General features: G+C 71.9%; 23 protein-coding genes. 8 read left to right on the forward strand and 15 right to left on the reverse strand.

Annotated features, from left to right (window positions below; all coding sequences use genetic code 11):
* Window positions 1–14 precede the first annotated feature (14 nt).
* The 3 genes from AAHM41_RS15295 to AAHM41_RS15305 are packed head-to-tail and all read right to left on the reverse strand — an operon-like array spanning window position 15 to window position 2,579.
* Entirely contained in the window at window positions 15–506 is a 492-nt protein-coding gene (locus AAHM41_RS15295; protein ID WP_342237417.1) for a tripartite tricarboxylate transporter TctB family protein, read from the reverse strand.
* Window positions 507–518: 12 nt separating this feature from the next.
* Entirely contained in the window at window positions 519–1,496 is a 978-nt protein-coding gene (locus AAHM41_RS15300; RefSeq protein ID WP_342237418.1) for a tripartite tricarboxylate transporter substrate binding protein, read from the reverse strand.
* Window positions 1,497–1,535: 39 nt separating this feature from the next.
* Window positions 1,536–2,579, reverse strand: coding sequence for a 4-hydroxythreonine-4-phosphate dehydrogenase PdxA (locus AAHM41_RS15305; protein WP_342237419.1), 1,044 nt, complete (start codon window positions 2,577–2,579; stop codon window positions 1,536–1,538).
* A gap of 165 nt (window positions 2,580–2,744) precedes the next feature.
* On the opposite strand from AAHM41_RS15305, the gene AAHM41_RS15310 reads away from it, so the two are divergent.
* Window positions 2,745–3,419, forward strand: a complete 675-nt coding sequence (locus AAHM41_RS15310) for a GntR family transcriptional regulator (protein ID WP_342237420.1) — start codon at window positions 2,745–2,747, stop codon at window positions 3,417–3,419.
* A 21-nt stretch (window positions 3,420–3,440) separates the two neighbouring features.
* Here AAHM41_RS15310 and AAHM41_RS15315 read toward each other — a convergent pair whose 3' ends face one another.
* From AAHM41_RS15315 to AAHM41_RS15335, 5 genes are read right to left on the reverse strand one after another with little or no spacing between them, the layout of a single operon-like run.
* Window positions 3,441–4,904 carry an aldo/keto reductase gene (locus AAHM41_RS15315; protein ID WP_342237421.1) on the reverse strand — a complete coding sequence of 488 codons (1,464 nt, stop codon included), beginning with the start codon at window positions 4,902–4,904 and terminating at the stop codon, window positions 3,441–3,443.
* Entirely contained in the window at window positions 4,888–5,883 is a 996-nt protein-coding gene (locus AAHM41_RS15320) for a branched-chain amino acid ABC transporter permease (RefSeq protein ID WP_342237422.1), read from the reverse strand. Before AAHM41_RS15320 ends, AAHM41_RS15315 begins: the two co-directional genes overlap by 17 nt.
* A complete protein-coding gene (locus AAHM41_RS15325) occupies window positions 5,880–6,791 on the reverse strand; it encodes a branched-chain amino acid ABC transporter permease (protein ID WP_342237423.1) in 912 nt (303 codons plus the stop codon). The genes AAHM41_RS15320 and AAHM41_RS15325 overlap by 4 nt, the downstream gene beginning before the upstream one ends.
* Entirely contained in the window at window positions 6,788–7,525 is a 738-nt protein-coding gene (locus AAHM41_RS15330) for an ABC transporter ATP-binding protein (RefSeq protein ID WP_342237424.1), read from the reverse strand. The genes AAHM41_RS15325 and AAHM41_RS15330 overlap by 4 nt, the downstream gene beginning before the upstream one ends.
* Window positions 7,525–8,325: an ABC transporter ATP-binding protein gene (locus tag AAHM41_RS15335; protein ID WP_342237425.1), complete on the reverse strand. Its 801-nt coding sequence runs from the start codon at window positions 8,323–8,325 to the stop codon at window positions 7,525–7,527. Before AAHM41_RS15335 ends, AAHM41_RS15330 begins: the two co-directional genes overlap by 1 nt.
* 157 nt (window positions 8,326–8,482) lie before the next feature.
* Between AAHM41_RS15335 and AAHM41_RS15340 the strand changes: the two genes are divergently transcribed.
* The 5 genes from AAHM41_RS15340 (at window position 8,483) to yghX (ending at window position 12,898) form a co-directional block, all read left to right on the forward strand.
* Window positions 8,483–9,193 (forward strand): GntR family transcriptional regulator, encoded by a 711-nt coding sequence (locus AAHM41_RS15340; RefSeq protein ID WP_342237426.1) that lies wholly within the window; start codon window positions 8,483–8,485, stop codon window positions 9,191–9,193.
* The gene (locus tag AAHM41_RS15345) at window positions 9,186–9,542 is read left to right on the forward strand and encodes a TIGR04076 family protein (RefSeq protein ID WP_342237427.1); all 357 of its coding nucleotides are present in this window, start codon (window positions 9,186–9,188) and stop codon (window positions 9,540–9,542) included. Before AAHM41_RS15340 ends, AAHM41_RS15345 begins: the two co-directional genes overlap by 8 nt.
* A gap of 4 nt (window positions 9,543–9,546) precedes the next feature.
* Entirely contained in the window at window positions 9,547–10,599 is a 1,053-nt protein-coding gene (locus AAHM41_RS15350) for an aldo/keto reductase (protein ID WP_342237428.1), read from the forward strand.
* Between the two features lie 58 nt (window positions 10,600–10,657).
* On the forward strand, window positions 10,658–11,917 hold the full coding sequence (locus tag AAHM41_RS15355; RefSeq protein WP_342237429.1) for an ABC transporter substrate-binding protein: 1,260 nt from the start codon (window positions 10,658–10,660) through the stop codon (window positions 11,915–11,917).
* Between the two features lie 93 nt (window positions 11,918–12,010).
* Window positions 12,011–12,898 (forward strand): YghX family hydrolase, encoded by an 888-nt coding sequence (gene yghX, locus AAHM41_RS15360; protein WP_342237430.1) that lies wholly within the window; start codon window positions 12,011–12,013, stop codon window positions 12,896–12,898.
* Between the two features lie 25 nt (window positions 12,899–12,923).
* On the opposite strand, the gene AAHM41_RS15365 is transcribed toward yghX, so the two are convergent.
* The 6 genes from AAHM41_RS15365 to AAHM41_RS15390 are packed head-to-tail and all read right to left on the reverse strand — an operon-like array spanning window position 12,924 to window position 19,666.
* Window positions 12,924–14,189 (reverse strand): hypothetical protein, encoded by a 1,266-nt coding sequence (locus AAHM41_RS15365; protein WP_342237431.1) that lies wholly within the window; start codon window positions 14,187–14,189, stop codon window positions 12,924–12,926.
* Entirely contained in the window at window positions 14,186–15,316 is a 1,131-nt protein-coding gene (locus tag AAHM41_RS15370) for an N-acetylglucosamine-6-phosphate deacetylase (protein WP_342237432.1), read from the reverse strand. Before AAHM41_RS15370 ends, AAHM41_RS15365 begins: the two co-directional genes overlap by 4 nt.
* Entirely contained in the window at window positions 15,313–16,083 is a 771-nt protein-coding gene (locus AAHM41_RS15375; RefSeq protein WP_342237433.1) for an SIS domain-containing protein, read from the reverse strand. The genes AAHM41_RS15370 and AAHM41_RS15375 overlap by 4 nt, the downstream gene beginning before the upstream one ends.
* On the reverse strand, window positions 16,076–16,840 hold the full coding sequence (locus tag AAHM41_RS15380) for a glucosamine-6-phosphate deaminase (protein ID WP_342237434.1): 765 nt from the start codon (window positions 16,838–16,840) through the stop codon (window positions 16,076–16,078). The genes AAHM41_RS15375 and AAHM41_RS15380 overlap by 8 nt, the downstream gene beginning before the upstream one ends.
* Complete coding sequence (locus AAHM41_RS15385) at window positions 16,837–18,132, reverse strand: AGE family epimerase/isomerase (protein WP_342237435.1); 1,296 nt, start codon at window positions 18,130–18,132, stop codon at window positions 16,837–16,839. Before AAHM41_RS15385 ends, AAHM41_RS15380 begins: the two co-directional genes overlap by 4 nt.
* On the reverse strand, window positions 18,125–19,666 hold the full coding sequence (locus AAHM41_RS15390) for a sodium:solute symporter family protein (protein WP_342237436.1): 1,542 nt from the start codon (window positions 19,664–19,666) through the stop codon (window positions 18,125–18,127). The genes AAHM41_RS15385 and AAHM41_RS15390 overlap by 8 nt, the downstream gene beginning before the upstream one ends.
* 165 nt (window positions 19,667–19,831) lie before the next feature.
* Here AAHM41_RS15390 and AAHM41_RS15395 point away from each other — a divergent pair, with 165 nt between their 5' ends.
* On the forward strand, window positions 19,832–20,836 hold the full coding sequence (locus tag AAHM41_RS15395) for a LacI family DNA-binding transcriptional regulator (RefSeq protein WP_342237437.1): 1,005 nt from the start codon (window positions 19,832–19,834) through the stop codon (window positions 20,834–20,836).
* A 34-nt stretch (window positions 20,837–20,870) separates the two neighbouring features.
* Here the strand turns inward: AAHM41_RS15395 and AAHM41_RS15400 are convergent, their stop codons facing one another.
* On the reverse strand, window positions 20,871–21,053 hold the full coding sequence (locus tag AAHM41_RS15400) for a hypothetical protein (protein WP_342237438.1): 183 nt from the start codon (window positions 21,051–21,053) through the stop codon (window positions 20,871–20,873).
* Between the two features lie 173 nt (window positions 21,054–21,226).
* On the opposite strand from AAHM41_RS15400, the gene AAHM41_RS15405 reads away from it, so the two are divergent.
* A partial coding sequence (locus tag AAHM41_RS15405) for an AAA family ATPase (protein ID WP_342237439.1) occupies window positions 21,227–26,449 on the forward strand: 5,223 nt, incomplete at its 3' end.

The raw sequence follows: 26,449 nt of genomic DNA on the forward strand, positions 1-26,449 counted from the left end.
GGGATCTCCGGATATCAGGCGAGGCCGAGCCAGGCCTCGACCGGGCCCTTCAACAGCGGCACCTGGAACCAGGTCTCGAACACCAGCCAGAGCAGCGCGGCGACGCCGAGTCCGACCGGCACGGCGCTGCGCAGCCGGTAGCCGCCCTGCAGCGCCATTACCCCGGCGAGGTAGAGGGCCGAGGCGACATAGAGGCCGAGCGGGATCGACAGCGCCACGAAGGCCGCCATCGGCCCGAAGAAGGCGGCCACCCGGCGCAGACGGACGGCGTCGAGGAACACCCCGCCGCCGTCACGGCCGCGCGATCGGATCGCCTGGACCAGCGTGCCGAGACTGCCGGCGACGATGATCAGGCCGACGGCGAAGGGAAAGGTGCCGGGCTCGGGCCCGGCCTCGTTCCAGCCGATGCCGCCCTGCAGCCCGCCGACCGCGACCGCGGCGCCGGCCGCGCCGGTGGCCGCGGACGCTACGCATTCCATCGCGAAGCGGGAAATGCCGTTCTGCATGACCGAACTCCGTCAGCCGGCGAGCCAGCCCTGCTTCTGGTAGACCGCGCGGACCCGGTCCTGCTCGGCGCGGATATAGGCCTGCCATTCTTCGCCGGTCAGGAACCGGCCGCTCTGCGAGCTTTTGGCCAAATAGTCCTGCCATTCCGGCGTCTCGCTGACCTTGCGCAGCAGGTCGGTGTAGAAGGCGGTCGCCTCCGCCGGCACGCCACCGGGCAGCCAGACGGCGCGCGGCATCTGGTAGCTGTCGATCGGGATGCCCTCGTCGCGGCACAGCGGGATGTCGGCCCAGCCGAGATCGCCGAACACCTTCGGGCCGGCCGGGAGGCGCTGCGTGGCGAAGACGCAGAGCGGCCGCACCATCCCGGCCTGCCACTGGCCGCGATTCTCGTTCGGGTTGTTGGTGTTGCCGGCGATATGGCCGCCGGCCAGCTGCACCGCGGCCTCGTTGCCGCTCTTGAACGGGATGTAGGTGAAGCGGGTGCCGGTGGCCTCGCCGACCATGGTGACCAGGGTCTGGTCGACATCCTTGGACTGGCTGCCGCCGAATTTGAGGGGCTTCTCCTTCGCCGCGGCCAGCAGCTCCGCCGCCGATTTGTAGGGCGCCTCGCCGTTCACCCACAGCACGAACTGGTCCATCGCCATCGCCGCCACCGGGGTCAGGTCCTCCGGCGCATAGGGCAGGTTGGCGACGAAGGGCAGCAGGTATTCGTTGTTGGTGCCGAACACCAGCTTGTGCGGGTCGCCGGCAGCGCCCTTGCCGTAGACGAAGCCCTCGGCGCCGCTGCCGCCGCCCTTGTTGCTGACGATGATCGGCCGGTCGACCAGCTTGTGCTTGACGATGATCGCCTGCACCGCGCGGGCGAAGCTGTCGGTGCCGCCGCCGGGGCCCGAGGTGACGACGAACTCGATCGGCTTCTGGGGTTCCCAGGCCTGGGCGGCAGCGGCTGGCAGCAGCGCGGCCAGCGCCAGGGTCAATGTCTTGAGCATCTGCGTTCTCCTCCCTTTGATTGTGATTGACGGGCCGGATCAGCCCGGCGGGGCGTGCCTCCGCGCCGCCATGCGGGCGGCCAGCAGCACCGCGGCGCGGCTGGCGCCGATATCGGCGATGCCTTTCCCGGCGATGTCGTAGGCGGTGCCGTGGGCCGGGGTGCAGATCGGGAAGGGAAAGCCGCCGAGCATGGTGACGCCGCGGTCGAAGCCCATCAGCTTCATCGCGATCTGCCCCTGGTCGTGATACATCGTCAGCACCGCGTGGCAGCCTTCCTTCGGCGCCCGCAGGAAGACGGTGTCGGCGGGATAGGGGCCGACGACATCGAGACCTTCCGCCGCCGCGGCGCGGACCGCCGGGCCGATCACCTCGATCTCCTCGCGCCCGAAATTGCCGCCGTCGCCGGCATGCGGGTTCAGCCCGGCCACGGCGATGCGCGGCCGCTCGATCCCCGAGGCGCGCAGGCAGCCGGCGGTCAGCGCCAGCTCGGCCCGGATGCCGTCCGCCGTGATCGCCGCGGCCACCGCCGAGAGCGGGATGTGCGAGGTGACCCGGGCGTTCCAGATCGTGTCCAGGATGTTGAACTCGCGCGCCGCGCCGGACCAGCCGATGGCGTCGGCGACGAAGCGGATCTCATCGTCGTAGCCGGGGGTGGCGTAGCGCATCGCCTGCTTGTTGAACGGGGTGAAGCACACGGCATCGGCCCCACCGGCGGCGGCCAGCTTCAGCGCCCGGCGGAAATTCTCCGATGCGAACTTGCCGCCCGCCAGCGTCGCCTCGCGCGGCGTCACCTCGGCCGAGTCGAGGTTGCCGAGATCGACCAGCACCGGCCGGTCGCCCGGCACTGCCTCGTCGGTCGTGACCTCGAGGTCCAGCGTGACGCCGGCCGTCCGCGCCCCGGCATCGAGGATGCGGCGGTCGCCGAACACCACGAACCGGGCGGCGGCGCGGAGCTCGTCCAGCGCCAGCAGGCGGGCGGTCAGCTCCGGGCTGATCCCGGCGGGGTCGCCCATCGCCAGGGCGATGACGGGACGGCGGGAGACCTCGGTCTCGGTCGGCCGGATGTCGGGCTGGGCTGCCACGGTGCTCCCCAAATCTTCTTGCTTCTGGAGGCACCGTATCAGCCATGCATTCACACATCAAGCATGCTGCACTCTGCATGCAGAATGCTGAGATTGACCTCCGCCGGGCTTATTCGCCATGCTTGGCCCCGCCGGGCGATGCCGCCGGCGGGGTGCGAGGACGGGATGGAACTTCTGCAGGACGCGTTGGCCGAGAGCGGCCCGATCGCCCGCCCGTCGCTGCACGACCAGATCGTCAGCCGCATCCGCGACATGGTGATCGAGGGCGTGCTGCCGTCCGGCGCACGCATCCATGAGGGCCAGTTGGGGGCGCAGCTCGGCGTGTCGCGCACGCCGCTGCGCGAGGCGCTGAAATATCTCGCCAGCGAGGGCCTGCTGGACCTGGTCCCGGGCCGCGGCGCCGTGGTCAAGCGCTTCTCCGCCAAGGAGGTCCAGGACATGCTGGCGGTGCTGGGCCTGCTGGAGGCCGAGGCCGGCCGGCTGGCCTGCGCCGATGCCTCGGATGCCGGCATCCGCGAGGTCCGCGGCCTGCACGACCGGATGCTCGAATATTACGGTCGGCGCGAGCGGCTGGAATATTTCAAGCTGAACCAGGCCATCCACTCCGCCATCCTGCGCCTGTCCGGCAACGCGGCGCTGGTGACGGTGCACGGCATCCTGCAGTCACGGCTGAAGCGGATCCGCTTCATCGGCAATGGCAGCGAGGAGAAATGGGCGGCGGCCGTGGCCGATCATGAGGAGATGATCGCGTCCCTCGAGGCCCGGGACCCGGAGCGCCTGGCCGCGATCCTCAGCCGCCACATGGCGGAGAGCTGGAACCGGGTCCGTGACGCGATCTGACCGCCCTGCCCGCCCGCCCCGTCAGGGGACGACCGCCTCGACCTCGATCTCGACCTCGTAGTCGCCGACCAGGTCGCCGGCCTGGACCAACGTGTTGGCCGGCTTGATCGCACCGAAGACCCGGCCATGGGCGCGCGACACCGGCTCCCATTTCGCGGCGTCGCGCAGATAGATGCGGGTGCGCACCACATCCTCCATCGATCCGCCGAGCGCGGTGATCGAGGCGGCGATCTTGTCGAGGATGTAGGTGGTCTGCGCCCCCGGATCGCCCGGCGCGACGCAGCGGTCGCCGCCATGGGTGGCGGTGGTGCCGGAGACGCGAATGGTGTCCTTCACCCGCACGGCGCGGCTGTAGCCGGCGATCGGCTCCCACACGCTGCCGGACGAGACCCGCAGCCGGTCCGGCCGGCCGGGCACCGGCTCGGGGGTGTAGATCGACGGGATGGCGTCGAGATGGTGGCTGAGGTCGCCCGAGGCGGTGAGATAAGGCGGCCGGCGATACTCGTCGCCGCAATCGCCGGGGATCGGTGTCGCCGCGGCGAAGGCGTCGTCGAGCCGCCCCCGGTCCTCGGCGTCGAGGGCGAAGCCGAAGGCCCCGAGGTTGTCGGCGCGGTGCTCACTCTCGCCCAGCCGCACGCCGATGATGGCGGCGGCGACCGCCTCATGCTCCAGCACCCAGCGCGTGGCGACGTTGGAGAGGGAGACGCCATGCTTGCCGGCGACGTCGGCGGCGGCCTGCAGGATGCCCTGGAACACATCCCAGCCGCCGGCCGCGTCGATGAACCGCTTGTACTTGGAGCGGCTCCAGTCCGGCATCGCGGCGGGCTCCGGCCGGCCGAGCCATTTGTCGGAGAGGAAACCGCCGCAGAGCGTGCCGTAGGCCAGCAGATTCACGCCCTTGGCGCGGCACAGATCGGACAGCGCGCCGGCGGCGCGGCGGTCGACCAGGGAGAACGAGACCTGGTTGGTCAAGACCGGCACGCCGTCGGCCAGCGCCACCGCCAGATGCGCGGCGTCAAAATTGGTGACGCCGATCGCGCCGATCAGCCCCTCTTCCCGCAGCCGCGCCATCTCGTGCAGCGCGTCGAGCCAGGCCGGATGCTCGAAGGTCCACCAATGGAACTGCAGCAGGTCGACCCGGTCGACGCCGAGCCGGTCGAGCCGGTCCTGCACGCCGCGGCGGACCACCGCGGCGGTCATCGGCCCCGGCTCCGGGCACCATTTGGTGAAGGCGACCGGCCGCCCCGGGCCCTTGCCGTGGCGGGCCAGCAGCCGGCCGGCGATCAGCTCGGCGCTGCCGTAATGGTCGGCCATGTCAAAGCTGTCGAAGCCGGCCCGGGCATAGGCGTCGAGGGCATCGGCGCCGCGCTCGGGGTCGAGAATCGTGCCGTCCTTCTCCAGGTCCGCCACCTGCCACAGGCCGCAGACCAGGCGGCTGATCGAGAGCCCGGGGCCGAGATCGATGCGCTCAGGGGTTGCCGGCACGGGATGTCTCCTTGATGGTCCGGCGCGACAGCCGGCCGAGATGGCGCGACACCACGCGGTCCTCGCCCAGCATGCCGCGCGGGCGCAGCAGCAGGACGGCGCAGAGGGCGACGCCGATCATGACGATCTGCAGCGCGGCGGCGCGCGCCTGCTGGTCGGGCGGGAACAGGGCCGAGATCGCGCCGCCCGAGGCCGCCCACAGGCCCCAGACGAAGACCGCGCCCAGGATGGCGCCGCGGTTGTTGCCGGAGCCGCCGACGATCAGCATCGCCCAGACCTGGAAGGTCAGCCGCGGCAGGTAGTTGTCGGGCGCGATGAAGCCGATGAAATGCGCCTGCGCCGCCCCCGCCAGCCCCATGATGCCGCCGCCGATGGCGAAGGCCTGCAGCCGGAACGCCCGGGCGTTCTTGCCCAGGGCACGGGCCGCGGTCTCGTCCTCGCGGATCGCCCGCAGCACCCGGCCCCACGGGCTGCGCACCAGCCGTTCCAGCGCGAGGTAGAGGGCCAGGACGACCGCGGCCAGCACGCCGAGATTGGCCAGGCCGAACAGCAGCGGGTCGCCGGCCAGGTCGGCGAAGGGCCGCGGGATGAAGCCGATGCCGAACGGCCCGCCAGTCACCGAGACCATATTGAGGGCGCAGAGCTGCACGGTGACGGCGACGCCGAAGGTGGCGATGGCGAGATAGTCGGCCCGCAGCCGGATGGTCAGCGCCCCGATCAGGAACGAGATCAGGGCCGCGGCCAGCGCCCCGCCGAGCCAGCCGACGACGATCGGCAGGCCGAAGCCGCCGAGGCGGTCGGGCGCGTCCGGCGTGGTCAGCAGCGCCGAGACATAGGCGCCGATGGCGACGAAGCCGGCAACGCCGACATTGAACAGCCCGGTCTGGCCCCATTGCAGGTTGAGGCCCAGGCACATCACGGCATAGGTCAGCGCCATGGTCAGGAAGAAGCAGCCATAGGCGACCAGCTCGACGCTCATTCCGCCCTCCCGAACAGGCCCTGCGGGCGGACCAGCAGCACCAGCACCAGCACGACGAAGGCGACGGCGGCGCGCCATTCGCCGCCGACCAGCGGCACGGCCACCGCCTCGGCCAGGCCGACGACCAGCCCGGCCAGCATGGCGCCGGGCACGCTGCCGATGCCGCCCAGGATCGCCGCCGCGAACAGCGGCAGCAGCAGGTCGAGCCCCATCTGCGGCCGGATCTGGACCAGCAGCCCGGCGAAGATGCCGGCGATTGCGGCGAGCCCCGCCCCCATCAGCCAGACGGTGCGGACCACCTTGCGCACATCGATGCCGACGACGCCGGCCAGCTGCGGATTCTCGCTGACCGCACGCATCGCCCGGCCGGTCGCGGTGCGGGTCAGCATCAGATGCACGGCGAGGACGAGGATCGCGGCGACGCCGAGCGACAGCAGCTGGTCGGGCGTGGCCCTGAGGCCGCCGCCGAGCGGCAGGGCGATCTGCAGCGCCTTGGTGTAGTAGGCCGGCTTCGAGGTGAAGATGAATTCGAGCAGGCTGCGCAGCGTCAGCGCCGCGCCGAAGCTGGCCATCACCAGGATGATGATGCTGCTGCGCTTGTCGCGCAGGCGGCCGAACAGCAGCGCGTCGACCAGCAGCGCCAGCCCGCCGGTCAGCGCCACGGCGATCAGCGCCGCGATCGGCAGCGCCCAGCCGAAGGAGAATGGACCGATCGGGGTCAAGAGCCCGCCGGAGACGCTGCCGAGCGCACCGGCGGCGGCCAGCGCGGCATAGGCACCCCAGGACAGCAGCTCGCCATGGGCGAAATTGGCGAAGCGCAGGATCGAATAGGTCAGGGTCACGCCGATGGCGCCGAGCCCGATCATCGCGCCGGTGATCAGCCCGTCTATCAGCACCTGCGGGGTCATGGCGCGGCCGCGTGGCGGCGGGCGCCGAGATAGAGCTCGGCCACGATCGGGTCGTCGGCGAGGCCGGCGGCCGGGCCCTCGTGGCGCACCTGGCCCTCGACCAGGATGACGGCGCGGTCGGCGATGGCCAGCGCCGCCTTCACATTCTGCTCGACCAGCACGATGGTGACGCCGGCGCGGTTGATCGTCTGCAGCCGGGCGAACACCTCGGCCACGATCTTCGGCGACAGGCCGGCCGAGGGCTCGTCCAGGATCAGCACCGACGGCTCGACCACCAGGGCGCGGGCGACCGCCAGCATCTGGCGCTGGCCGCCCGACAGCTGGCCGGCCCGCAGCGACGGCCGCGCCGCGAGATCGGGGAACATGGCGTAGAGGTCGGCAATGCGCCGCGCCCGCCGGTCCTTCGGCAGGATGTCGGCGGCGGCGCGCAGATTGTCGTGGATCGACAGCGTGGCGAAGATGTTCTCGGTCTGCGGCACGAAGGCCAGGCCGTGGCGGATCTTCTGATGCGCCGGCACGACGGTGATGTCGGTGGCCCCCAGCGCCGCCGTTCCGGAATGGACCGGCACCAGCCCGGCAATCGCCTTGACCAGGGTCGACTTGCCGGCGCCGTTCGGCCCCAGCAGCACCACCAGCTCGCCGCGCGCCACCCGGAAACCGACGCCGCGCACGATCGGCAGGTCGGGCTCGTAGCCGGCGACGAGGTCCCTGGTCGAGAGGGCGGCCGTGTCCATCACGCCACCCCGCCGAGATAGGCGTCGACGACCGCCGGGTTGCGCGCGATCTCGTCCGCGGTGCCCTCGGTCAGATACCGGCCACCGGCCATCACCACGACCCGGCCGCACAGCCGTGCCACCATCTCCATATTGTGCTCGATCAGCAGGATCGACCGGCCCTGCCGGTTGAGCTCGAGGATCCGGTCGATGATCAGCTCGAGCAGCGTCGGGTTGACGCCGGCGGCCGGCTCGTCGAGCAGGATCGCCTGCGGGTCGGCCATCAGCACCCGCGCCAGCTCCAAGAGCTTGCGCTGGCCGCCGGACAGCACGCGCGCCGGCTCGTGCTCCAGATGCGACAGGGTGACGAAGTCGAGCAGCGCCCGCGCCTTCGCCACCGCCGCGCGCTCCTCGGCGGCGACGCGGCCTGGCCGGACCAGGTTCAGCCAGATCCGCTCGCCCGCCTGCTTCTGGCCGCCGGTCAGCACATTCTCCAGCACCGTCATCTCGGCGAAGGGGCGCGGGATCTGGAAGGTGCGGGCGACGCCATGGGTGATGCGCTGCTCCGGCCCCCGATGCGACAGCGCGCGGCCGGCGACCCTGATGGTGCCGGCGCTCGGCGCCAGGCTGCCGGCGAGCAGGTTGAACAGCGTGGTCTTGCCGGCGCCGTTCGGGCCGATCAGGCCCAGCATCTCGCCGCGGCCGAGCGCGATCGACATGCCGTCCACCGCGCGCAGGCCGCCGAACTGCTTGACCAGGTCGCGCCCCTCGATCACGGGCGCGCCGGCGGAAGCGTTCGGGGCATGTGCGGCTGGCTGCATCCGCCTCGGACCAAATTTGATCGGTGATGTTTGATCAAAGTTTACACGCGGCGGGTTGGCAAGTAGAAAATTGGGGGCAGCCAAACTGCCCACAGCCTGGAGGGCCCATGCCCGATCGGGACGAGCGACATACGGTGCCTTGCAGGGACGCGGCCGCATGAGTCGGCGCCGCACGCTGTCGCCGGTCGGGCGCGAGACGCTGCACGACCGGGTCTATGCCGAGCTGCGCCGGTCGCTGATCCACGGCATGTTCGACGCCGGCGAGGTGCTGCGCATCGTCGAGCTGGCCGAGACGCTGCAGACCAGCACCATGCCGGTGCGCGAGGCGCTGGGCCGCCTGGTGTCGGAGCAGGCGCTGGAGGCGCTGCCCAACCGCTCGGTGCGGGTGCCGCTGATCACCCGCGAGCGGCTGGACGACCTGGCCCGCGCCCGCTGCCTGATCGAGGGCCAGGTGACGGCGCTGGCGCTGCCCAACCTGTCGGCGGCGGATTTCGACCGGCTGCGGCAGCTGACGGTGGCGTGCGAGGCGGCCTTCCGCAGCGACGAGGCGGACAAGGCGCACCGGACGTCGGAGCTGAACCACGATTTCCATTTCTCCATCTACCGCGCCGCCGGGTCGGCCGTGCTGATCCCGATCGTCGAGAGCCTGTGGCTGCAATCCGGCCCCTATGTCCGCGCCGCGGCGCAGATCCATGACGAGCAGCGCGACATCCCGGCCACGCATTTCCACTGGGAGCTGATCGCGGCACTGGAGCGCGGCGATGCCGGCGGGTCGACCCGGGCGCTGACCGACGACATCACCCGATCGTTCCGCCTGATCCGCGGGCGGCTCGATGCCGAGGATGCCGAGGAGAGAGCCTATGGCTGACGCTCACGACGACAGCTTCGAGCTGTACGACCTGCGGGTCGAGGTGGTGGCGCCCGAGGGCGGGCCGATCTATTGCGGCGCCAAGGTCGGCGACCATTTCGAGCTGCGCGGCGAAATGCTGCATCTGCCGCCGGGCCAGGGCTTCTCGATCTATTCGCTGGCGGCGCTGCTGCCGCTGCTGCCGGCCAAGCAGCGCCCGACCCATGCCAACGACTGGATGACGACGGACGCCGAGGTCGCCTGCCCCGACCCGAACTGCTCGTCGCGCTTCCGCATCACCCGGACCGGCAAGCGCCGGTTCAGCCACGCGGCGACCACCGCCGTGCCGCTCCAAGACGACCGAGGCTGAGACCATGCAGAGATTCCCGCTGGCCCCGGACTACGAGATCTCGCGCGTGATCCGCGGCGGCTGGCAGCTGTCGAGCGGCCACGGCACGGTCCGCAGCGACGACCCGGTGGCCGACCTGGTGGCCTTCGCCGACGCCGGCATCACCACCTTCGACTGCGCCGACATCTACACCGGCGTCGAGGAGATGATCGGCCGCTTCCGGCGGCAGTATCGCGACCTGCGCGGGGCGGAGGCGCTGGGCCGGATCAAGATTCACACCAAATTCGTGCCCGACCTGGACGTGCTGCCGCGGATCGGCAAGGCCGATGTCGAGGCCGTGATCGACCAGTCGCTGCGGCGCCTGGGCCTGGAGCGGCTGGACCTCGTGCAGTTCCACTGGTGGGACTACGACGCGCCGCGCTGGCGCGAGGCGGCGCTGTGGCTCGAGGAGCTGCACCGCGCCGGCAAGATCCACAAGATCGGCGGCACCAATTTTGACACCGACCACATGCTGGAGATCGTGCAGGCCGGCGTGCCGCTCGCCACCATGCAGGTGCAATACTCGCTGCTCGACCGCCGGCCGGAGGGGCGGATGGCCCGGGCCGCGGCCGAGAACGGCGTCGCCTTCCTGTGCTACGGCACCGTCGCCGGCGGCTTCCTGGGCGACCGCTGGCTGGGCGTGACGGAGCCGGCGGTGGAGGCGCTGGAGAACCGGTCGCTGGTCAAATACAAGCTGATCATCGACGATTTCGGCGGCTGGGACCTGTTCCAGGCCCTGCTGCAGGCGCTGCGCCGGGTCGCCGACCGGCAGGGCAGCGACATCGCCACGGTCGCCAGCGCCGCGATGCTCGGCCGGCCGGGCGTGGCGGCGGTGATCGTCGGCGCCCGCAACCGCGACCACCTCGCGGCCAACCTCGCCATCGCCGGTCTCGGCTTGACCGAGGAGGACCATGCCCTGATCGCCGAGGCGCTGGCGGGGGCGCGGGAGATCGAAGGCGACGTCTTCACGCTGGAGCGCGACCGCCACGGCCGCCACGGCGCGATCATGAAATACAATCTGAACAAGGGTGCCGCCTGACCGTCGTCAAACAACGGCCGGCGGCAGGTCGCCGGCCCAACAGACAGGGAGTACAGCAATGAAAAAGTTCCTTCTGACCACCGCCCTGGTGGCGGCCGTCGCCGCACCCGCCTTGCCGGCCGCCGCCTGCGACATCACCGTCGGGCTGGTGATGGAGCTGACCGGCCCGGCCGGCGCCTATGGCCAGGCCGGCGCCAAATCGGTCGAGATGGCGTTCCGCGACATCAACGAGGCCGGCGGCGCCGCCGGCTGCAACCTGGTGACCGACACCCGCGACAGCCAGAGCCAGGGCACCGTCGCCGTCGACCAGGCGACGCAGCTGGTCAACATCAAGAAGGTGCCGGTGGTGATCGGCGGCATCATCTCCTCGGTGTCGATCCCGATCCTGACCTCAGTGACGGCGCCGGCCGGGGTGGTGCAGGTGTCGCCCGCCTCCTCCTCGCCGACGCTGACCGCGCTGGGCCGGGACGGCAAGACCAACGGCGTGTTCTTCCGCACCATCACCTCGGACGCGCTGCAGGGCACGGCGGCGGCGAAATACGCCCTCGACCAGGGCCTGAAGAAGATCGCCATCATCCACGTCAACAACGATTTCGGCGTCAACATCGTCCGCGAGTTCTCGGCCGCCTACACCAAGCTCGGCGGCACCATCACCTCGACCACGCCCTACAACGAGCAGCAGGCGAGCTATTCCGCCGAGGCCAGCGCCGCCATGGCGGGCGAGCCGGAGGCGCTGTACCTGGTCAGCACCCCGGTCGACGGCGCCACCATCGCCCGCGCCTGGATCTCGGGCGGCGGCGCGCAGAAGCTGCTGCTCAATGACGGCATGAATTCAAGCGACTTCATCGACAGCGTCGGCGCGCAGTATCTGAACGACGCCTACGGCACCTCGTCGGGCACCAGCAAGACGGCATCGACCGACTATTTCTACGGCGCCTATGAGGCGTTCTCCGGCGGCATCAAGCCGGACGCGCCTGCGGCCGACCGCTCCTACGACGCCGGCGCCATCGTCGGGCTGGCCATCGCCAAGGCCGGCAAGGCCGACGCCGCGGCGATCAAGGCGGCGATCCCGCAGGTGGTGGCCGAGGGCGGCACGCCGATCCATGCCGGCAAGGACGAGTTCGCCAAGGCGCTGCAGTTGATCAAGGACGGCAAGCCGATCAAGTACGAGGGCGTGATCGGCCCGGTGAGCTTCGACCAGTACGGCGACATCACCGGCCCGTTCCGGCTGTGGCGCATCCAGGACGGCAAGGTCACCACGGTCGGCGAGATGAGCGCCGCCGAGGTCGACAAGATCCGGGCCGAGCTGGCGAAATAGGTCTGCAACCGACGGGTCTGGTCGTGACGAACGTGAGGTGCGTGGAGCCGCTTCAGGAGTCCTGAGGCGGCCTCATGGAAAGGGGAGGACCTCATGACCCGTCTTACGGCACAGGACTTTGACCCGGAGCTGCTCGAGCTCTACGACTTCTACGTCCATGGCAGGATCACGAAGCGCGAGTTCCTCGACCGCGCCGGCACCTTCGCCGTCACCGGGCTGAGCGCGGCGGCCATCCTCGCCTCGCTGAGCCCGAACTATGCGATGGCGCAGCAGGTCGAGTTCACCGACCCGGACATCGTCGCGGAGTACATCACCTACCCATCGCCCAAGGGCAATGGCGAGGTCCGCGGCTATCTGGTCCGCCCGGCCAAGGCCGCCGGCAAGGTGGCGGGCGTGGTCGTGGTCCATGAGAACCGCGGCCTGAACCCCTATATCGAGGATGTGGCGCGGCGCGTGGCGAAGGCTGGCTTCATCGCGCTCGCCCCCGACGGGCTGAGCTCGGTCGGCGGCTATCCCGGCAACGACGACAAGGGGCGCGAGCTGCAGCGGACGGTCGATCGCGTCAAGCTGATGAACGACTTCTTCGCCGCGGTCGAGTTCCTGATGCGGAGCGAGCTGATCACCGGCAAGGTCGGCATCACCGGCTTCTGCTACGGCGGCGGCGTCGCCAACGCCGCGGCCGTCGCCTATCCCGAGCTGGCCGCCGCCGTGCCGTTCTATGGACCGCAGGTGAAGCCGGAGGACGTGCCGCGCATCGAGGCGCCCCTGCTGCTGCACTACGCCGAGAATGATGCTGACATCAACAAGGGCTGGCCTGCCTATGAGGCGGCGCTGAAGGCAGGGGGCAAGACCTACGAGGCCTACATCTATCCCGGCGTCACCCATGGTTTCCACAACGACTCGACGCCGCGCTACGACGAGGCGGCGGCCAAGCTGGCCTGGGACCGGACGATCGCCTGGTTCAAGCGATACCTCGCCTGAGGCTTTGCGGACACTGACGCGCTGCTCAGCGGCGCGTCAGGCCGATCGCGGCGTCGACCAGCCTCTCGGCGGCGCCGGGCGCGAAGGCGGCCGGCAGGCCGTAGTAGCGGTGCGCCTCCTCCACCTCATAGCCGCCGTGCCGGTACTCGCCGGCCGGCGGGATGTAGCCGGGGCAGCCATCGGCGAAGCCGAACGTCATGGTGCGGCCGGCAAGCGGGTCGCCGTCCAGCGCCCGGCGCAGGTCGAGCCCGGTCCGGGCGAAGATCTCGCCCGGCAGGCCGATCAGCCGCGCGCCGCCCCAGTCGAACAGGGTGACCCGGGCCGGCCATGGGGCCAGCGGCCGGGGCGCCACCCGTTCGGCCCAGTCGATCCAGCATCGCAGCAGGGCCGCCCGGGCCGGGTCCGCCGCCGCGGCCTCCCGGCGCCAGGCATCCGCCAGGACAACCGGCGCCTCGGTTTCGGTCCGCGCCAAAGGCAACATCAGCTCGGTCGATGCGGCGCGGATGTCGCCGCCGAGCGGCTGCTCCGGCGCCTGCAGCGCCGATTGCGCGATCCGGGCGCCGATGCGTTCGGCCTCGGCAAAGGTCCGGTCCGGCCGCGGCGCGGTGGAGATCGATGCATGCGCCGGATGGCCGGTGTTGATGTCGCCGGTGCAGCCAGTGAGGAAGATCGCGACGGCGCCGGGATGCGCCGCCTCCAGGTGGCGGCGGACCGCGCCCGGATAGTCGGCGGTGAACAGCGTGTTGTCGGCGCCCAGCACCACCGGATGCAGAGCGTGGCAGGCCAGCACCGCAATCGCCGCCCCGCCCTCCTCCCGGATGCGCAACACCGGCAGCGCCGGGTCGACCGGGCCGCCGGCGTGGCGACGGTTGCGGGCGATGCCCGGGTCCGCGCCCATGCCGAAGCCCAGCCGGGCCGGCCGCCGCGCGGCGCGGGCCTCGGCGGCGACCTGGACGCAGGCATCCTCCAGCCGCTGCAGCCAGGCCGGGTCCGGCCCCGTGCCGAGCCGTCCCGGCATGGCGACGGGCCCGCCATGGGTGTGAGTGGCGGCGACGATCAGATGCCCGGCGGCGAGCCCGGCGCGGTCGCGGATCCGGCGGCAGCTGTCCTCGTGCAGGCCGATGGCGTCGGCGACCACCAGCGCCGTCTCGCCGACCGCCACGGCCCGGACGGTCAGCGGATCGTGCGCGCCGGTGGCGGGGCTGGTGCGCGCGGCGAAACCGGACATGGCGAGGCCGGCCGGCGGCGTCACGTCGATCACAGCCGCGCCGGCGGGCACCAGGTCGCTCACGGCCGCTCCTCGCCCAGGGCCAGGACGGTGTCGATGGCCAGATCCGGGTCGCCCGGGGCCCAGCGGAAGCGGATCAGGTCGGCCGGCGCGCCCACGGCCAGCACGCCGCGCGCGCCGGCGAAGCGGCCGGGATTGACGGTGGCGAGACGCAGGGCGTCGGCCAGCGAGATCCCGGCCATCTCGATGGCGAGGGCGACGTCCTGCTTCAGCGGCCGGGCGGCGCCGGCCAGCAAGGGCGTGCCGGCGAGGCGGAGCCGCCCGTCGGCCGTCAGCTCGACCCGGCCGCCGATCGGCTGGTCGTAGAGGCCGGGCGGCAGGCCGCCCAGCGCCGCCGCGTCGGAGACCAGCACGGCGCGGTCCAGCCCCTTGGCCCGCAGCATCGCCCTGAACACTTCGGCCGGCAGGTGGTGGCCGTCGGCGATGAAGCTGGCGGTCAGCCGGTCCTCGGCCAGCTGCGACCAGATCGGGTTCGGATGGCGCGGCAGCATCGCGGCGATACCGTTGCCGAGATGGGTCGACAAGCTCGCCCCGGCCTCGATCGCCGCCGCGATCTGTGCCGGCGAGGCGTCGGTGTGGCCGATCGCGACATGGACGCCGCGCGCCGTGAGGCCACGGATGTAGTCGGGCGCGCCCTCGTGATGCGGCGACAGGGTGACCAGCCCGACGAGGCCATCGCAGGCCGCCTGCCAGCGGTCGAATTCGGCGAGGTCCGGCGGCCGCACCTGGTCGCGCGGATGCGCCCCGCGCGGCCCGTCTTCCGGCGAGATGTGCGGGCCTTCGACATGCACCGCCGGGATGGCGTGGGGCATCAGCGGATCGGCCGCCCGGGCCGCGGCGATGGCGGAAAGCGCCGCGGTGATCGAGGCCTCGGAGGCGGTGATCAGCGTCGGCAGGAAGCTGGTGACGCCGCCTTCCCGCAGCACCGATGCCAGCCGCGTCACCGTCTCCGGCACCAGGCCGCCGCCGTTCAGGTCGTGCCCGGCGAAGCCGTTGACCTGCAGGTCGACCAGCCCGGCCGACAGCCACGCCGTCTCGCCCGCCGGGCCGTCCTCGATCGCGGCGATGCGGCCGTCCGCGACCGTGACCGCCAGGCTGCGGCCGGTGGCCGGGTCGCGGCCGGTGATCACAGCGACCGCACCCGGCCGCGGAACCGGCCGATGAAGCGGCTATTGGCCTCGTCGCCGCCCGGGGCGTTGCCGCTGCGCCAGACCGGCGGCTCGATGCCGCGCTCGGCCAGTTTGGCGATGGTGCGGATGATCAGGCAGTTCAGCGCGAAGGCGTTGGCGAAGGTGGAGACGGCCGCCACCGGCTCGCCCACCCCCGGGATCCGCACGACGGCATCGCCGACCGGCACCTTGGTGTCGATGGCGATGTCGGCCAGGTCGTGCAGGTTCTGCTTGGTCGGGTGGCGGGCGGGATGGTCCGGCGCGGTCTGGTCGGCATGGCCGCGCGAGCTGACCCCGATGACGAAGGCACCGCGCCGCTTCGCCTCGATCGCCGCATCGATCAGCGCGGCGTTGATGCCGTAGGCGTTGACCAGGATCAGCAGGTCGTCCGGCCCCAGGCCGCGATCGGCAATCACCACCCGGCCATAGCCCGGCGTGCGCTCGATCGCCATCGACCGCAGGGCGCCGTTCGACAGCAGCGTGCCCTCGTCGAGGATGGCCGAGACATGCATCAGCCCGCCGGCGCGGAAGAAGATCTCCTGCGCCGCCAGGTTGGAATGGCCGCCGGGGCCGAAGACATGGACCAGCCGGTCGGCTTCGATCTGGTCGGCCAGGCGGGCCGCGGCGCGGTCCAGGCTGTTGCGCTCGGTCTCCAGGATCGTGCGCATCAGCTCCTGCGTGCGGTCGAGATAGGCGGCGCAGAGGGCGTCGGCGTCGATGTCAGCCATGGGGGTTCGACTCCGGGTCCAGGAACAGGGTCACGGCGGGATGCCGGCGCAGGGCCGTCGCCGGGCAGGCCGCGCCGATCCGGTCGTTCAGGGCGCGGCGCACCGCCTCGCGCTTGGCGGCGCCCGGCACCACGCAGACCAGCCGGTCGGCGCGCAGCAGCCGCGGCACCGTCAGGGTGATGGCGTGGGTCGGCACGTCGGCGAGCCCGGGGAAGCAGCCATCGTCGACCTGCTGCTGTCGGCAGACGGCGTCGAGCTCCACCACCTTCACATCCAGCGGGTCGGTCAGGTCGGCCACCGGCGGGTCGTTGAAGGCGAGGTGGCCGTTCACGCCGATGCCGAGGCAGACGATGTCGATCGGCGCCTGCGCCAGGACGCGCGCGTACTCAGCGGCGGCCGCGGCCGGGGTCTCGCCGGGGTCGATCAGGTGGACGGCGCCGAAGGGCAGCCGGTCGAAAAGCTGGCGCCGCAGCCACAGGGCGAAGCGCGTCGGCGCGTCCGGCGCCAGGCCGATATACTCATCCATGTGGAAGGCGGTGACGCGGCCCCAGTCGATGCCGGGCTCCGCCACCAAAGCGTCGAGCATCTCGGCCTGGCTCGGCGCCGCGGCGAAGATCATGCGGGCGGACCCGCCGTCCTGCAGCAGGCGCCGCAGCTTCGCCGCCACGACGGATGCGGCGGCCCGGCCCATCGCGGCGCGGCTGGGATGGACCTGAACATCGATGCCGCCGGCCGGGGCGGATGCGGGCATGGTCATTCAGAGCTCCGTTCGGCCGGCGATGCCTCCGCCAGCCTTTCGATCGTCAGCAGCAGGGCCCGGGCGATATGGAACGGGTCCTTGACCGGCAGCGCCACCGTCTTGTCGAGCGGCGCCCCGGCGCGGTCGCGGATCTGTACCCATTCGCCGCCCGGGCCGGCGGGGAAGACCCGGTACGTGTAGTCCGCCAGCCGGTCGTGCCAGGCGGCGAGGTCGCGCCGCCCGGTCTCGAGATGCAGCAGCGCCAGCGTGTACAGCGCCTCGGCATGCGGCCACCACAGCTTGGTGTCCCAGGTGTCGACGACGAGGTCCTCATAGCGGTCGCCGGTCCGACGGCCGCGCGGCGCGCCGCCGTCGCGGTCGGCATAGCGGAACAGGCCGCCCTGGTCCTCGTCCCAGCCCAGCGCCGCGGCGTGGACGGCGACGTCCGCAAGGGTGCCGGCATCGAACAGAGGGGAGCCGGCCGCGATGCCCCCGCGCCGCAGCGACCGGCCGGCCTGCAGCAGGAACCAGCAGGCTTCCAGCACATGGCCCGGGGTGCGGTGGCGGGCCAGCAGCGTGTCGGCATCATCCGTCGATGCCGACACCATCTCGGCGATGTCGTCGCCGGCCAGGAATGCGGTTTTGATCTCGCGCACCGCGCCCAGCACCGTGTCGGCGGCGACCGCGGAGCCGGTCGCGTCCAGCACCTCGGCCCCGACACCGACCAGGATCATCGGCAGCGAGAAGCCGCGGAAGCCGGCCCGGATCGGATAGGGCTCGGTGCGCGCGGTGCCGGCGGCGATGCGGGCGGCGGCATTCGCCAGCAACCGCTCTGCCAGCTCGCCCCATTCCCCCTCCCCGCTCTCCGCCGCCAGCGCGGCGAAGCCGAGGGCGGTGAACAGGTCGGCAAAGACGCTGGCGTGCAGCTCCTGCCCCGGCGCCGGCGGCTTCGGCGGGCCGTCCTGCGCCAGCAGCCAGGCGGTGCTGCCGTCGGGCAGCAAAGCATGATTACGCAGCAGGACCGCGGTGCGGCGGGCCCGGCCGAGGCAGGTGGCCGGGTCGATGTCGACCAGGCCGCGCCGCCCGGCGCGGGCCAGCCGCGCCATCAGCCAGACCCACCGCCCCTGCGACCAGGTGTATTTGTCGCGCGACAGCAGCCGGCCGCCGTCGTTCGACCAGCAGGTGAAGACCCCGCCATGGCGGTCGTCCGGGCCGTTGGCCAGCCACCAGGCCAGGACGTCGTCGACCAGATGGCGGGCGGTGGCCCGGCGCAGCGCCGCCGGATCGGCGATCGAGACGATCTCAGGCACGGCTGGCGCTCGGGCTTTGGGCGGGGATGCCGGCCGCCGCCGTCTCGTCGCTCTCCAGCGCGTCGATCAGGGCGTCGGCCTCGGCGTTCCGCCACGGCGCCACCAGCCCGATCACGGTGAACACGGCCAGCGAGCACAGCACCGGCCCGGCCACCGTGATCGAGGTGGTCCAGTCCGGGTTCAGCGCCTTGATCTGGTCGACGAAGACATATTTCACCAGGACGAAGACGACGAGCCCGGTGGCCCAGGATGCCAGCGCCGCGGTCGGGCCGCAGCGCCGGAAGGCCGGCAGCATGCCGAACAGCATCGGGATCGCGATCGGCCCGACCAGCGCGCCGAACCACAGGATGATCAGCCCCAGCACGCCGCCGAAGCTGTCGGCCGTCAGCGCGATGCCCATCGACAGGGCGATGAACAGGAAGGTGCTGAGCCGGCCGATGAACAGCTCGGTCCGGCCGGACATCCGGCGCGCGCCCTTCCAGATCACCGGCAGGATGTCGCGGGTGACGACGGCCGAGACGGCGTTGGCGTCGGAGGAGGTCATGGCCATGGTGTGCGCGAACATCCCGGCCAGCACCAGCCCCACCAGGCCGGTCGGCAGCAGGCTCTGGGTCAGGAGCGCATAGGATTGCTGCGGCTGGTCCAGGTTCGGCAGCAGGATCGGCGCCGCCCACATCGGGAAGAACAGGATCAGCGGCCACACCAGGTAGAGGGCGGCGGACAGCAGCGCCGCCTTGCGCGCGTCACCGCCGGTCGGCGCGGCGATGAAGCGCTGCGCCAGGTTCCAGGTGCCGCCGTTATAGGACAGGGTGTTGATCAGCAGATAGACCAGCACGAAGACGATCGTGTACTGGCCGTTGAAGGGCTGGGAATGGCCCGGCGGCAGCTGGTCCCAGATGGTCCACAGCGCCGAGACGCCGCCCAGCTTGGCCAGCACCGCGACGAACAGGACAATGCCGGCCAAGAGCTGGATGATGAACTGGCTGAAATCGGTCAGCGCGTCGGCCCATAGGCCGCCGATGGTGGAGTAGATCAGGGTGACACCGCCGGTCAGCAGCACGCCCCAGACCAGCGGCACATCGGCGAACACCTTCAGCAGCAGGGCGGTCGCGGTCCATTTCGCGCCGACGTCAAAGATCTTCAGCGCCCCGCCGCTCCAGGCCAGCACCTGCTGGGTCGGGATATTGTAGCGGGTCGACAGGTATTCCAGCGGCGAGATGATCGCCAGCCGCTGCCGCAGCCGCGACCAGCGCGGTGCGAACAGCACCGACCCGACCACCATGGCGAAGGCGATGCCGATCGCCCACCAGACATAGAGGGTGAAGCCCGCCGTATAGGCGATCGCGGCATAGCCGACGAAGACCGCGGCGCTGTAGCCGGACATGTGGTGCGACACGCCGGACAGCCACCACGGCATCCGGCCGCCGGCGGTGAAGAAATCGGCCGCCGTCTTGATCTGGCTGCGGGCCCAGACGCCGATGCCGACCATCAGCAGGAAATAGGCCCACAGCACCGCCCAGTCGAACGTCCCCATGAAGTCCCCCTTGCTGCCGGCCCGATCGTTGCGGGCCTTCTGGCGCAAGGGTGTTGTGCAACCGGTTGCATGTCAAGTCGCAACCGGTTGCACGATCAAATTTGAAGCGATGTACCATTTCGCTCCGCCGCGCTAAGACTGTGGCAGCCGAACCAGCGGGCCCCCATGGACCAGCCGCCGAAATCCATCCCGACGATCGAGCAGGTGGCCCGCGCCGCGGGCGTGGCGCGGTCGACCGTGTCGCGTGCCTTCAGCCGGCCGGGGATGCTGAGCCCGCGGACCGTCGCCCATGTCATGGCCGTCGCCGCGCGGCTGGGCTATGCCCCGAACCAGGTGGCCCGGGCGCTGTCGACCGGCCGCTACGGCAACATCGCGCTGATCGTGCCGGACGTCGCCAACCCCTTCTTCCCGCCGCTGATCCGGGCGGCCGAGGCCCGGGCGGATGCCGCCGGCCTGTGCGTCTTCCTCGGCGATTCGGACGAGGACCCGGCCCAGGAGGAGCGGCTGACCGGCAAGATGGCGGCGCAGGTCGACGGCTTCGTCCTGGCCTCGTCGCGCCTGGGCGACGACGCGATCCGGGCGCTGCGCGGCCGGCGGCCGGTGGTGCTGGTCAACCGCGACATCGAGGGGCTGGACCGGGTGCTGATCGACAGCGCGCCCGGCACCGCGATGGCGGTCCGTCACCTGCAGGCGCTGGGGCACCGGCACATCGCCTATATCGGCGGTCCGCCCTCCTCCTGGTCGAACCAGCAGCGGCGGACGGCGGTGCTGCGGACGGCGGAGGAGCTGGGGGTCGAGGCCGTCGAGGTCGCCGCCGAGCGGCCGTCCTATGAGGGCGGGATGGCGGCAGCCTCGGCCGTGCTGTCCGCCCGCACCACCGCGGCGATCGCCTTCGACGACCTGGTGGCGCAGGGCCTGCTGGCCGGCCTGGCCGGGCTGGGGGTCGAGGTTCCGGCCGGGTTCAGCGTGGTCGGCTGCGACGACGTGCTGGGCGCCCGCACCTATCCGCCGCTGACCACCATCTCCTCCCGCTCGAATGACGCCGGCCGGGCGGCCATCGAGATGCTGCTGGCGCAGATCGAGTCCGGGCCGTCCCACGGCACGGCGCAGCGGCTGGCGACGGAGCTGATCGTCCGCGCGACCACGGCGGAGCCGCCCGGCCGCCGCTGACCGGCTGGCGATCGGATCTCCGCCCGGCGTCCCGTCAGAGATCCTCGGGCGGTTCCGGGACGGACCGATCCGACACGGCGGCGAACCGGGAACCCTGGCCTCCCTGCGCGGCGCAGGCGATCCTGGCGACGAAGCGGCGCTTCACCTCGCCGATCTGCAGCGCGCAGGCATCTGCCGGATTGTAATTGTCGTTGGCCTGAGGCCGGGGCGGAATCATGGCGTCATCAAAATGCAGTGGACTATACCGCCAGCATGACACCGCGGCCGTGGTTCCTCCAGCGAAAAGCCGCAGGCCTGCAACCGCAGCTGCGGATCACCGGGGCGTTGACGGAAGTGCTACTCTAGGTTGATCAAGGGTGGCGCCAGCCTTGCCCCCGGGAGATGACAACCGTGCCGGACGTCGCCCATCGCCTTCGTCGCCGCGAGGTCATCCACCGCACCGCCACCACCACGGTGATCCGGGCCGTCCTCGACGACGGCCGCCCGGTCGTGCTGAAGGAGGCGCTTGGCGAGCCGGCGGTCGGCTTGGTCGACCGGTTGCGGCGCGAGCACGAGCTTCTGGCCCGCTTCGACTCCGATCTCGTGGTCCGTCCGGTCGGGCTGCAGCCGGACGGCCCGGAAGGGCCGGCCCTGGTGCTGGAGGATATCGGCGGGATCACCCTGTCCGACTGGATCGCCGCGGCGCCGCCGGACCTCGCCGGCCGGATCGCGGTCGCGGAGGCCCTGGCCATCGGCCTCGCCCATGTGCATGAGCGCGGCGTGCTGCATGGCGACCTGTCGGCCCACAACATCGTGGTCAACCCGGCGGATCACCGGGTCAACTACATCGATTTCGGCGGCGCCGTGCTGCTCGACCGCGGCGACTCCGTTCCGGCCGAGGCCCTGCCGGCGGTGGAGGACCTGACCGCCGTCGCCCCCGAGCGGACCGGCCGGATGAACCGGCCGATCGACCACCGCGCCGATCTCTATTCGCTCGGCGCCGTGCTGTACCAGCTGTTCGCCGGCCGGCCGCCCTTCGCCGGCGAGGAGCGGCTGGAGCTGCTGCACGCCCATCTCACCCGGCGTCCGGAGCCGCTGGACGCGCTGCTGCCGGGGTTTCCGCCGGTGCTGGCGGAGATCGTGGCGACGCTGCTGCTGAAGGACGCCGCCGCCCGCTACCGCAGCGCCGCCGACCTGGCGGCCGATCTGGGACGCTGCCGCGCCGGCTTCGCGCCCGAGGGTGCCGCGGGCGGGCGCATCGCCGCCTTTGCCCTCGCCGCCGGCGGCGACAGCTTTGGCGACGGCGCGATCCTGTACGGCCGGGCCGCCCCCCTGGCTGAGCTGCAGGCGGCGTTCGACGCGGCGCGGTCCGGCCGCAGCGGCGCCGCGCTGGTCACCGGCGCCCCCGGCATCGGCAAGAGCGCGCTGGCGGCCGGGTTGCGCGACCGCGTGGCCGAGGCCGGCGGCCGTTTCGCCGCCGGCAAGTTCGAGCAGCAGCGCGACGAGCCCTATCTCGGCCTGGTCCAGGCCTTCGCCGGGCTGGTCCGCGGCGTGCTGACCGAGCCCGACGCCATGGTCGCGGCCTGGCGCACCACGCTGCTGGACCGGCTGGGCCGCAGCGCCAGCGTGCTGGCCGAGCTGGTGCCGGGGCTCGACCGGCTGATCGGGCCGCAGCCGCCGGCCGCCGTGCTGGCCCCGGCCGAGGCCGGACGCCGGCTGGCGCAGGCGGTGCAGGACCTGGTCGCCGTCTTCGCCGCGCCGGACCATCCGCTGGTGCTGCTGCTGGACGATCTGCAATGGGCGGACGGCGCCAGCCTGGAACTGCTGGGCCCGATCTGCGCCGCCGCGCCCGCCGGCGGGCTGCTGCTGATCGGCACCTGCCGCGACGGGGATCTGGAACCGGCGCTGAAGGACGTGCTCGACGCACTGCCCGGGCTCCGCCGCATCGCCCTGCAGCCGCTGGCGCCGGGGGATATCGAGGCCATGCTGGTCGCCGCCTATCGCGGCCGGCCGGACCAGGCAGCGGCGGCCGCCGCCCTGGTGCATGCCAAGACCCTGGGCAACCCGCTCTTCGCCCGCCAGCTGCTGGGCCATCTGCGCGACACCGGCGCGATCGGTCCGTCCGGACCCTGGGACCTGGACCGCATCGCGGCGGTGGAGGCGACCGACAACGTGGTCGGCTTCCTGGCCGATCGCATCGGCCATCTGCCGGCCGAGCTGCGGCGCGTGGTGACCACCAGCGCCTGCCTGGGCATGCAGGTCGATGCGGAGCTGCTCGGCGCCGTGCTCGGCCTCGACGACGCGCCGCTGCGGCGGATCCTCGACGATGCCGTGGCGGAGGGGCTGATGGTGGCCCGCGACGGCGGCATCGGCTTCGCCCATGACCGGATCCGCGAGGCCGCCGACCGGCTGGCCGACGATCCCGAGGTCCTGCATCGCCGCATCGCCCTGCTGCTGCTGGAGCGGACCGGCGAGGCCCAGTTGCCCGGCGCCGCCTTCGCCATCGCCCGGCACCTGAATGCCGCGGGCACGCTGGACGACGACCCGGCGCTGCGGGCGCGCTGCGCCGAGATCAACCTGATCGCGGCCCGGCAGGCCCGGGCGGCAGCGGCCTTCGCCCCGGCCCGCGACTACGCCGAGACCGGGCTGCGCCTGAGCGACCCGGGCCTCTGGGACACCCGCTACGCCGACATCGCCGAGGGCGCGCTGCTGCTGGCCGAATGCCGGATGCTGACCCAGGACCATGTCGCCTTCGACCGGGAGGTCGAGGTGCTGGCCGCGCGGCTCAAGGACGACGAGCACCGGCTGCAACTGGCCATGCTGCAGCTTGTGTCGCTCGACGCGCGGCTGATGGAGCAGGAGGCGATCGAGGTCGGCCGCCGGGCGCTGCGCCTGGTCGGCATTGAGCTGCCGGTGACGGTGGAGCAGCAGCGCGAGGCCGTCGGCGCCGAATTCGCGGAGTTCCAGCGGCTGATGGCCGGGCGCCCGGCCGAGGTGCTGCTGGACCTGCCGCCCCTGCGCGACCGGCGCCTGGCGGCGGCGATGCAGATCCTGTTCCGCCTGGCCCCCGACGCGCACAACACCCTGCAGCCGGCGCTGTTCGCGCTGATGGCGCTGCGCAACGCCAATCTGATGCTGCAGCACGGCAGCGACACGCTGGCGCCCGGGATCATCGTCACCCTGGCCCTGACGCTGCGGGGGATGACGGGCGACAGCGTGACGGCCGACGCCTTCGCCCAGACCGCGATCGCCCTCGACGCCCGGCTCGGCCACCCGCTGACCGCCAGCGTGACCTTCGTCTACGCCTATTTCCTACGGCACTGGCTGCACCCGCTGGCGGGGGCGCTGCAGCTCAACCTCGACGGCATCCGCGCCGGCTTCGAGATGGGCGACATCCAGTTCGGCTCCTATCATGCCTCGGCCTATGTCATCCACCTGCTGGGCAGCGGCGGGACGCTGGCCGAGGTGGCCCGCATCGGCGAGGAGCATCTGCGGCTGATCGGCGACCGCAACCGGACGGCGGCCGAGCACTGCCGGATGCAGGTCGACTTCGCCGCCGCGCTGATGGGCCGGACGCCGGCGCCCACCAGCATGGCCCGAGACCGGGTCCGGAGCGAGGCGGAGGAGGATGCCCATCTGCAGGCGCTGGATCTGGTCGCCCGCGCCAACTACCTGATCCGCCGGCTGCAGCTGGCCCTGCTGTTCCGGGATCTCGGCGCGGCCCGGCGCCTGATCGGCCCGACGCTGGCGAACCTGCCCGGCGCTGCCGGCCTCGCGGTCGAAGCCGACGGCGTCGCCTTCCTGCTGCTGGCGGCGCTGGCGGATGACGGCGACCGCGGCGACGATTTCGCGGCGCGTTGTGACCAGCTGCGGGGCTGGAGCGAGCTGAGCCCGCATAATTTCGGCGCCATGAACAGCCTGGTCGAGGCGGAGCTGGCGCGGGCCGAGGGGCGGACCGCCGACGCGCTGCGCCTGTACGGCGACGCCATCCATCGGGCCGAGGCCGCCAAGCTGACCCATCAGGCCGCGCTGGCGAACGAATATGCCGGGCGCTTCTGCCTCGGCCTGGGCAACGAGGTCGCCGGCACGGCCCATCTGCGCGAGGCGGCGACGCTGTACGGGTATTGGGGGGCTGCCGCCAAGGTGACGGCGCTGGAGCAGGAATTCCCTCGCCTGGCGATGCGGTCGCGCGCCGGGCGCGCCTCGCTGCGCGAGGCCGGCAGCCCGGCCGGCGAGGACGACATCGATTTCCGGGCGGTGCTGCGGGCCGCGCATTCGATCTCGCGCGAGATCGACCTGGGCCAGCTGGTGCAGCGGGTGCTGGGGGCGATCCAGGAGAGCGCCGGCGCGTCCTATGGCGTCCTGGTGCTGCGGCGCGACGACGGCCTGTATGTCGAGGCCGTCGGCCGCGACCGGGAGATCTCGGTGCTCGCCGGCGAAGGATCCGGGCGGCTGGAGGAGAGCGGCGCCGTGCCCCGGTCGGTCCTGTCCTATGTGCTGCGCACCCGCGAATCCCTGGTGCTGGACAACGCCCAGCATTCGGCCGAATTCTTGCGGGACCCCTACATCCAGGCCAACCGCGTCGCCTCGATCCTGTGCGCCCCGCTGGACGAGCGGGGCCAGGTCGACGGCCTGATCTATCTCGAGAACAACCTCGCCACCGGGGTCTTCAGCCCGCGCCGGCTCGAGGTGGTGCAGGTCCTGGCGGGGCAGGCTGCGATCGCCCTGGCGAATGCCCGGCTGTTCACCGCCCTAGACGGTGCGCGCACGGATCTGCTGCAGGCGAATGAAGGACTCGAGCAGAAGGTCAGCGAGCGCACCGCAGAACTCGCCGCCGCCCGCAACCGCGCGGTGACCAAGGAGCGCGAGGCGCGCCGGGCCAAACGCGCCGCCGAGGTCGCCAACCAGGCGAAGTCCCGCTTCCTGGCGGTGGTCAGCCATGAGATCCGGACGCCGATGAACGGCGTGCTGGGGATGTTGCAGATCCTCGACCGCGACCGCCTGGGCGAGGAGCAGCGCCGCTACCTGGAGATCGCCGAGGAATCGGGCAAGTCCCTGCTCGACCTGATCGACGGGATCCTGGACTACGCCCGGCTGGAGAACAGCCAGGAGGCGCTCGACCTGCATGATTTCGACCTGCGCCGGCTGGTGGCCGACGCGGTCGAGCTGATCCGCCCTCAGATCGCGGCCAAGGGGCTGGGGCTGACCCTGTCGATCGACGCGCCGCCGGAGGCGATCCTGCGCAGCGATCCCCGCCGCCTCGGCCGCGTGCTGATCAACCTGCTCAGCAACGCCGTCAAATTCACCTCGGAGGGTGGCATCGAGGTGACCGTCGGGCTGGACCCGAGGCCGGGGGGGCGATCGATGCTGCATGTCGCGGTGAAGGACACCGGAATCGGCATCGCCCCCGACATGCATGACCGCATCTTCGGCGACTTCATCCAGGCCGATTCATCGATCGCGCGGCGCTACGGCGGCACCGGGCTGGGCCTGGCGATCTGCCGCCGGATCGCCGACCTGCTGGGCGGCACGCTGACGGTCGAGAGCGCCCCGGGCGCCGGCAGCACCTTCCGCGGGGGGGGGGGGGGGGGGGCCGGGGCCGGCCGGGGGGGGGGGCGCCGGGGGGGGGGGGGG

Source organism: Inquilinus sp. OTU3971 (assembly GCF_038440215.1).